This is a genomic window from Desulfofundulus sp., assembly GCF_049701015.1.
Taxonomy (GTDB): domain Bacteria; phylum Bacillota; class Desulfotomaculia; order Desulfotomaculales; family Desulfovirgulaceae; genus Desulfofundulus.
This window is the reverse complement of record NZ_JBNATZ010000006.1, coordinates 21,419-27,603: the sequence shown is the minus strand read 5'-3', so window position 1 is coordinate 27,603 and position 6,185 is coordinate 21,419. Positions and strand designations below refer to the sequence as shown.

The 6,185-nt window shown below is 46.5% G+C and carries 5 protein-coding genes and 1 pseudogene; all 6 read left to right on the top strand.

The genetic code is table 11. The annotated features are described in order from the left end of the window. A pseudogene (locus tag ACPLUI_RS01015) lies at positions 1-390 on the top strand (hypothetical protein); the annotation flags it as partial. A gap of 123 nt (positions 391-513) precedes the next feature. Next, positions 514-696, top strand: a complete 183-nt coding sequence (locus tag ACPLUI_RS01010) for a hypothetical protein (RefSeq protein WP_424658407.1) — start codon at positions 514-516, stop codon at positions 694-696. A gap of 107 nt (positions 697-803) precedes the next feature. Further along, a complete protein-coding gene (locus tag ACPLUI_RS01005) occupies positions 804-3,506 on the top strand; it encodes a UPF0182 family protein (protein WP_424658406.1) in 2,703 nt (900 codons plus the stop codon). A 254-nt stretch (positions 3,507-3,760) separates the two neighbouring features. Beyond that, a complete protein-coding gene (locus tag ACPLUI_RS01000; RefSeq protein ID WP_424658405.1) occupies positions 3,761-4,546 on the top strand; it encodes an alpha/beta fold hydrolase in 786 nt (261 codons plus the stop codon). 18 nt (positions 4,547-4,564) lie between these two features. Beyond that, a complete protein-coding gene (locus ACPLUI_RS00995) occupies positions 4,565-5,665 on the top strand; it encodes a 6-phosphofructokinase (RefSeq protein ID WP_424658404.1) in 1,101 nt (366 codons plus the stop codon). A 43-nt stretch (positions 5,666-5,708) separates the two neighbouring features. Further along, positions 5,709-6,179, top strand: a complete 471-nt coding sequence (locus tag ACPLUI_RS00990) for an HAD family hydrolase (protein WP_424658403.1) — start codon at positions 5,709-5,711, stop codon at positions 6,177-6,179. Positions 6,180-6,185: the final 6 nt, after the last annotated feature.

Below are 6,185 nucleotides of genomic sequence, written 5' to 3'. Positions count from 1 at the left end.
GAGAAGGGGGAACGTTACCTGGGCCAGGTGGGAAATACTCACTGGCTGGCTACCTTTGCACCCCGAGCCCTGTGTGACGTTACGGCAATCGTGACCAATAAAACAACGATTGCAGATTTGGAGAACCAGGATTTACAGAACCTGGCAAAAGGTCTGCTAAAGGTAATTCGTTATTACAATGAGATTAACATTGCCAGTTTCAACGTGGCTCTTTACACCGCCCGGAAGGAAGACAGAGGGTTCTGGGTCACTGCCCGGGTTGTGGGACGTTACACTATTTACCCTCTGGTGGGAAGTGATTTCAGCCACCTACAGGTTCTCCACGATGAACCGTGGACAATACATCTACCTGAAGAAATGGCAGGAGAATTAAAGGCATTTTTTGAATAACACCCCGGGATAAAGAGTCTGCCGCTTTTCGGCAGGCTTACTATTGAAAAATGAGGGAGGAAATAACCATATAGCGGCGAATAATTATATACAAGAAATATCTCGATCTCGGGAGGTGTTACCTTGGGAACCCGGTGCATCATGTGCGGTCGCATAATAGAAATTGAACAGTTTAATCCTGACCCTTATGATGACTACGAGGATGAAGACTTAAAACCCAAAAAGTCAATTTTAATTTGTCAGTTATGTGAAGCAAAATTACGTCACGAAGCAGATGAAGCGCAGAAAAATCCAAAACCAATGTAAGTTGTTAGAAACCTGGGTTTTCTGAGCAAGGGATATTTCTGGGATCGCAACCCGGGGAGGTTCATGTGTTGGGGGGAACAACAAGATTATCTAAAGTATTACCAATCGTGGGTCTCCTTGTTTTCGTAGTCCTTATATACTGGGGAGCGAGTTTTTATACTGACTGGCTGTGGTTTAAATCCTTAAACTATGAAAGCGTATTTTTAACCATCCTGATCACGAAGTGGGCAGTAGGGCTGGTTGCCGGGCTTATAGTTTTCTTGATTTTTTTTATCAACCTGTTATTCACCCGAAGCACGCTTATTAAAGGAGCCGGCCCCAGGCCGATCAGCAACGGCGACATAGTTACCCTTTACCAACCTCCCTGGAGCAAGTACGTCCAATCGACTAAATTACTAACCATTTCTATGGCTATTTTCAGCTTTCTGCCGGCTATTCTAATCGCTCTCTCTGTAACCAAAGACTGGAATATAGTCCAGCAATTTCTGCACAGCACCTCCTTTAACATGAATGATCCCATCTTCCATCGTGATATTGGTTTTTACGTATTTAAGTTACCCTTTTACCACTTTATTTACAGGCTTTTATTGTGGACCATCGTATTAAGCTTTCTGGCCATCAGTGGCATCTATGTCCTGACAGGCGGGGTTCAAAACGGCTGGAAAAGCATTTTGCGTTTTGAAGTGGCCAAATATCACCTGTCAGGTTTGGCGGCGGTAATTTTCCTTTTGCGGGCCTGGGGATATCGCCTGGATCAATACATGTTACTTTATTCTGAGCGAGGAATAATTTATGGCCCTGGGTACACTGATATCCACGCCAATCTTCTTGCTTACAAGATCCTGTTTGTTCTGACCCTGGGCTGTGCAGCTGTTATCTTGATCAATCTCCTGCTTTCCCGCTTCCGGCTCGTTTTTTATGCCATAGGCTTTCTGATCGCAGGTATCATAGTATTTGGAAATATTTACCCGGCAGCTGTCCAAAAATTTATTGTAGTTCCCAACGAAATGAACAGGGAAAAGCCTTATATTGAAAACGCCATTAGATTTACACGCCTGGCCTATAAACTGGATAACATTGAAAAAAGATTCTTTCCCGCCGGGCGGGAGTTAACAGCAGAAGACCTCAAAAATAACCAGGACACGATTAACAATATAAGGCTTTGGGATTACAGACCATTGCAGCAAACATACAGCCAGCTGCAGGAAATGCGCCTTTATTACCAGCTGAAGAATATTGATATCGACCGGTATATCATTGATGGCCGTTACCGCCAGGTAATGATAGCTGCAAGGGAATTAAACCAGAGCCAGTTGCCACCCCAGGCACAAACCTGGGTAAACCAGCATTTAAAATATACCCATGGTTACGGTATTGTTATGAGCCCGGTCAATGAGGTAACCGCGGAAGGCTTGCCACGTTTCCTCATCAAAGATATTCCTCCCACTACTCCTACGAATCTGAAAATCGAACGCCCCGAGATTTATTTCGGTGAGCTTACAGACAGTTATGTAATCGTCAACACCAAAAGTCCCGAATTTGACTACCCACGGGGGGACGAAAATGCCTGGAGTAATTACCGGGGGAATAAAGGAGTCAAGATTAACTCCCTTATGAGGAGGTTGCTTTTTGCCATTTCTTTCAGGGATTACAGGTTACTTCTATCCGGAGACATCACAAATAAAAGCCAGGTTCTTTATGACCGTAATATCTATGAACGTGTACCCAAACTGTTACCTTTCCTGACCTATGATAAAGACCCTTATATTGTAGTGGCCAACGGCAAGCTATACTGGATATGGGATGCTTATACAACCACGGATATGTTTCCTTACTCGGAACCATATGAGCATAAGCTAAATTACATCCGCAACGCGGTAAAGGTCGTGGTCGATGCCTACGATGGAAGCGTTGATTTTTATATTGCAGATAAGGATGACCCCATTATCCAGACCTACAGTAAGGTTTTCCCAGGTGTTTTCCGGCCCCTAACTGGGATGCCTGAAGAACTTCGTTTACACGTTCGTTATCCCGAAGACCTTTTCATGATCCAGGCACAAAAGTATGCTCTTTATCACATGGAGGATTACCGGACCTTTTATAATAAAGAAGATAAATGGGATAGGCCCACCGAAATAGTTGAAGATAAGGAGCAACCCATCGAGGCTTATTACCTCATCACCAGGTTACCGGGCGAAAAAGAACCTGAGTATTTACAGATCATGCCATTTATACCCCAGAATAAAAAGAACATGGTAGCCTGGCTGGCAGGAAGGTCGGACGGTACCAATTATGGCCATTTGCTGGTCTATGAGTTCCCAAAACAGGAATTGGTTTATGGCCCCATGCAAATTGAAGCACGCATTAATCAGGATACCACGATTTCCCAACAGCTCTCTCTGTGGGACCAGCGTGGTTCCCGGGTTTTCCGGGGGAACCTGCTGGTAATACCTATCAAGGATTCGCTGCTGTATGTGGAACCATTATATCTGCAGGCAGAACAAAGTAAAATGCCCGAACTGCGCCGGGTAATTGTAGTACACGGTGACCGGGTAGTCATGGAACCAACCCTGGAGGAGGCTCTGCAGCATATTTTCATCAATGATAAAGAGGAACCGGGCACAACCGGGACGGTAGCAAAACCTTTGCCAGGAAACCATTCTGTGGCCGGGCTGGCACAGGAAGCCAGCAACCTTTACGATCAGGCTATGCAAAGACTTAAAAATGGAGATTGGGCAGGGTTTGGTCATTCTCTAAAAGAGCTGAAAGATGTTTTGAATGAACTTACTTCCCAAACGATAGTACAATAAATTCTAAAAAGGAGGAGGAGAAATGTTTTTCCAACAGTGGTGGCAAGGTGTTGTTTTCGGTTTTTTCAGTACAGTGGTACTGCTAGTGATTAGTTCAGCTTTTACCACCATGTGGAAAAAGTACGAAGATGTTGAGGAAAAACCGAACCATAGTTGCGATGCTCACGGACACCACTAAACCAAGCACATCTTCAAATGTTTAACTCTTTACCGGTCCTGATGCACCGGTAATTTTTTCATGGAGGTTTTTTCCCATGCCTTTGATAATGATTGAAGGTATCAATTACCATTACGCCGCCGGGGTGCCGGAAAACAGAGAGCCACAGCAAACCATTCTTTTTATCCACGGAGCAGGGGGGAGTCACCGTCACTGGCTTCACCAGATCAATGGTTTAAAAGAGGAATATCTGGTGCTCGCGGTAGATCTGCCAGGCCATGGCAGCTCACATGGCAAGGCATATGATAAGATTGGCAATTATCGCGAATTCATTTATGCTTTTGCGGAAAAGCTTATTGGTCATCCTTTTTTCCTGGCTGGACATTCTATGGGAGGAGCGATCACCCTGGACTTCGCCCGCTGTTATCCAGATAGACTGGCCGGGATGATCTTAATCGGAACTGGTGCTCGTTTGCGGGTGTTACCAGCTTTGCTGGAGACCTTCGAAAAAGGGCACTATTTCAAGGAGCTCAGCAAAATGGCTTACGGTAAAGATGCCCCTCCGTATTTGCTGGAAGCTGCCAAAAGAGAGATGGAATCCGTTCCACCTTCCGTATACCTGGCGGACTTTACGGCCTGTAACAGTTTTGACTTGATAGATGCCTTGCCATCTATAGATGTCCCCACCATGGTTATTGCTGCTGACCAGGACCTGCTTACCCCAGTAAAGTACGGCCAGTATCTGCAGCAGAAACTGCCCCGGGCACAATTGGAAGTTATTCGGGGAGCTGGCCATATGATGATGCTGGAACGTCCAGGGGAGCTAAACGCTATCATAAAACGATTCCTGGAGGGACATAGCACCGGCGGGAAACATAAATGAGAAAAAGGAGGTTCAATCATGGCTGGTCCATCTAAAATTAAACGCATTGGTATATTAACCGGGGGAGGTGATGCTCCCGGACTAAACGCCGTCATCAGGGCAGTAGTTAAAGTGGCCATCAGGGAATACGGGCTTTCGGTGACTGGTTTTTTAAACGGCTTTGGGGGGTTGATTAAAAACCAGGCCCGCGAGCTTACGGAGAAGGATGTAATAGGCATCCTTCCACGGGGTGGAACAATTCTGGGTACCACCAACCGGGACAACCCTTTCCATTATCCTGTAGTCAAAGGTGGGGAGAAAGTATTTGTAGACGTCAGCGACCGTATTTTTGAAAACATCAGTATCCACGGAGTCGACGCATTAATCGTTATTGGTGGAGATGGCAGCCTCTCCATTGCCAAAGAGCTACATGCTAAAGGATTAGCTGTGGTTGGAGTTCCTAAAACCATTGATAACGACTTGCTCGCTACCGATCAAACTTTTGGCTTTGATACCGCCCTTACTACGGCCACCGAAGCCCTGGATAAATTACATACCACGGCAGAATCCCACCACCGGGTAATGGTCCTGGAAGTAATGGGACGTTATGCAGGTTGGATTGCTCTGGCTGCCGGAGTTGCTGGTGGCGCGGATGTAATTTTGATCCCCGAAATTCCCTATCGCATTGATAAAGTTATCGATACCATAAACCAACGGGAAGTACAGGGTAAAAAATTCAGTATCATTGTTGTAGCTGAAGGTGCCAAACCAGTAGATGGAGAATTAGTCGTTCAGAAAAGAGTGGAAGACAGCTTTGATCCCATCCGTCTGGGTGGCATCGGACATGTAGTAGCACAACAAGTCGAAGAAGCAACGGGAAAAGAAACAAGAGTTACCATACTGGGACACCTGCAGAGAGGCGGGTCGCCCACAGCCTATGACCGTATTCTGGCCACACGCTATGGTACGGAGGCAGTCCGGCTGGTTGTGGAAGGGCGATTCGGATACATGGTCAGTCTCCGGGGCACCCGTATTGATGCCGTACCGCTTACGGAAGCCACAGGTCAAATCCGCTCTGTGCCCCTGGACAGCGATCTTTTGCTCTCAGCAAGACAATTGGGAATTTGCCTGGGAGATTAAATGAGAACAGATTTAAAGAACAGATTTAAAAGGGAGGGATAGTATGCTTACAGTGGATATCCCGGAGTGGGGAGTACTGAAACTGCAGCACCTGGTTCTGGATTTTAACGGCACGATGGCCAGAGACGGCACCCTGCTTCCGGGAGTAGAGGAAAGGCTGAATGCCCTGGCTGAAAACCTGGTGATCCACGTGCTTACAGCAGATACCTTTGGAACAGGGGAAAAGGCCTGCCGTAATATCAAGGGCTCCGTACACGTGATGAAGCCGGGCGAAGGGGGTATTCAAAAACTAAAGTATATTGAGGAACTCGGTGTGGAACATACAGTGGCCGTTGGTAACGGCACTAACGATAGTCTGATGCTTAAAAAAGCAGCCCTGGGGATAGTTGTGCTGGGGCCTGAAGGTACCTCTATACAGGCTCTTCTGGCAGCAGACGTAGTGGTCACGGACATATGCCAGGGACTGGACCTTCTGCTCAATCCCAAGCGATTAATTGCCACCCTGCGCTTATAGGGGAAA

Coding starts and splice junctions, on each gene's coding strand:
- ACPLUI_RS01000 (WP_424658405.1), top strand. CDS start 3,761: ATGCCTTTGATAATGATTGAAGGTATCAATTACCATTACGCCGCCGGG.
- ACPLUI_RS00995 (WP_424658404.1), top strand. CDS start 4,565: ATGGCTGGTCCATCTAAAATTAAACGCATTGGTATATTAACCGGGGGA.
- ACPLUI_RS00990 (WP_424658403.1), top strand. CDS start 5,709: ATGCTTACAGTGGATATCCCGGAGTGGGGAGTACTGAAACTGCAGCAC.